3 protein-coding genes and 1 pseudogene are annotated in these 2,176 nt (G+C 65.6%); all 4 read right to left on the reverse strand.

Annotated features, from left to right (window positions below; genetic code table 11):
• Positions 1 to 274 (reverse strand): zf-HC2 domain-containing protein (locus tag WCB02_RS10550; RefSeq protein ID WP_423958054.1); only part of this gene is annotated, 274 nt, incomplete at its 3' end.
• Complete coding sequence (locus WCB02_RS10555; RefSeq protein WP_423958055.1) at positions 271 to 816, reverse strand: sigma-70 family RNA polymerase sigma factor; 546 nt, start codon at positions 814 to 816, stop codon at positions 271 to 273. The genes WCB02_RS10555 and WCB02_RS10550, both read right to left, overlap by 4 nt.
• A 358-nt stretch (positions 817 to 1,174) precedes the next feature.
• Positions 1,175 to 1,927, reverse strand: a complete 753-nt coding sequence (fliP, locus tag WCB02_RS10560; RefSeq protein WP_423958057.1) for a flagellar type III secretion system pore protein FliP — start codon at positions 1,925 to 1,927, stop codon at positions 1,175 to 1,177.
• Positions 1,924 to 2,176 (reverse strand): annotated as a pseudogene (locus tag WCB02_RS10565) (flagellar biosynthetic protein FliO); the annotation flags it as partial. The pseudogene WCB02_RS10565 and the gene fliP, both read right to left, overlap by 4 nt.

A 2,176-nucleotide genomic window follows, 5' to 3' on the forward strand; every position in this document is an offset into this window, starting at 1 on the left:
GGTTGTGGCGGGGCGCGGGGCCGGCCGCGACGGTGTTCGGAGTTGCGGCGCCATCGATGCTGGCCATGACGGCTTCGAAGGCGCCAGCCGACATTGGGGCAGGTTCGGCGGACTCGAGTGCCGCGCCGCCAAGATCTTCCACGGCGCGCACGAAGCGCCTGCAGCCTGCGCAGCCGCTCGCATGAACCGCGACGAGCAGATGTTCGCCGGGGTCGAGCGTGCCGGCTGCGAACGCGGCGAGCAGATGTTCGGGGGGGTGATGCACGATGGTCATGTCGGTTGGTCCAGCAGATTCCTGAGGCGGCTCATGGCCAGCCTGATGCGCGACTTCACTGTGCCCAGCGGAATGCCGAGCTGCTCGGCGATTTCCGCATGCGGCCGTTCTTCGATGAACGACAGCCGGATCACGTCGGATTGCTGCCGCGAAAGACGCTGCAGCGCCGCAGCAACTCTCGAGGTCTCCTCGAGCCGCGACAGGGAGCTTTCCGGCGATTCGGCGGGATCCGCCAGATAATCCTGCTCGGCCTCGTGATCGACCTGAACGCTGCGGGCGGCGCGCCGTGCCGCGTCGATGCGCAGGTTCCGCGCGATGGTGAAGATCCAGGCCGCAGCGCCAGAGGTCGCGGGATCGAACAGCTCCGCTTTTCTCCAGACGGCGGCCATGGTTTCCTGGGCAATCTCTTCCGCCTGGTCGTCGCGCGTGCCGGTCCTGAGCAAGAACCCCTTGATCCGCGGCGCGAAGTGCTCGAACAGAGTCCTGAACGCCGCGGCATCGCGCTCGGCCGCGACGCGTCCTATGAGATGAGCCCACTCCACCTTCGCCAGGGACCTTTCGTCATCGTCCCGTGTCGGCCGCGGCCTGGCGGGCCGGAATACCGCCCTCGAGGCTCTGGTCCATGCGGACAATCTAATGGCTTGCGAGCCAGCGGTCATGACGCCTCGGGAGATATTCTCCGAAAACGTCGCCGGGAACAAATTGGATCACTCGGGTCGGCCGATTTCCGGGCCCGCGGCGGCGAGATCGCTGGAGCGTTTTCCGATCAGGTTGAATCGGAAAACGCTCGATTTGTCCGTTTTGGCCGCACTGTCTCACGGAAAGCCGCCGTCGCGCTTTCCGCAATACGCTCCAGGTCCGCAAGATCTGCGCGCCGGGCGCTGAAATCGCAAGGCCTGATCAGCCGCCATAGCTCTGCACCAGACTGCCTGCGACCAGCGACCAGCCATCGACCAGCACGAAGAAGATCAGCTTGAACGGCAGCGACACCACGGCCGGTGGCAGCATCATCATGCCCATCGACATCAGGACGGACGCAACCACGAGGTCGATGATCAGGAAGGGCAGGAACAGCAGGAAGCCGATCTCGAAGGCGCGCCGCAGTTCCGAGATCATGAAGGCCGGCATCAGGATGCGCAGCGAGAGCTCGTCCGGCGTCGCCGGCGGCGGTTCACCCGACAGATCCATGAACAGCTTCAAGTCCTTCTCGCGCACGTTCTTTTGCATGAAGCCGTGCAGCGGCACGGCGGCGCGCTGCAGGGCTTCCTCCACCGTGATCTGGTTGGCGATCAGCGGCTTGATGCCGTCGTCATAGGACTTCTGCAGCACCGGTCCCATCACGAAGGCGGTGAGGAACAGCGCAAGCGCGATGATGACGGAATTCGGCGGCGCGGTGGCGGTGCCCATGGCGGTGCGGAGCAGCGACAGCACCACCACGATCCGGGTGAACGCGGTCATCATGACCAGGATCGACGGCGCCAGCGACAGCACCGTCATGAGCGCGATCAGCTGGATCGCGCGTTCCGTGACGCCGCCATTGTTGCCGCCGAGATTGATGCTGATGTCCTGCGCGAGCGCCGGCGTTGCCAGCGCTGCGGCGGCGATCAGAACGGCAGAAAATAGAACTCTACGCGGGACTGTCTTGCGGCTCACGACGAGGAAGAAGATTTGGGACGGCCGAGCAAGGAGGCCATCTCATCTTCCAGGTTCTCGAAGCTCGTCTTCGGCGAAGGTGCGGGCGAGGGGGGCGCCATCGGCGGTTCGCTGCGTGCAGTGCTCCGCAGTGCCGGCGGTTCGGGCGGTATCATGGCTTCGCCGGGCGGCCGGCGCAACGCCGCCTCGAGCCGCTGCGCCATTTCGGCAAGGTTCTGATCGGCGCTGGCTTGCGGCGGAGGCGCGGGG

Source organism: Bradyrhizobium sp., assembly GCF_049581145.1.
GTDB lineage: Bacteria > Pseudomonadota > Alphaproteobacteria > Rhizobiales > Xanthobacteraceae > Bradyrhizobium.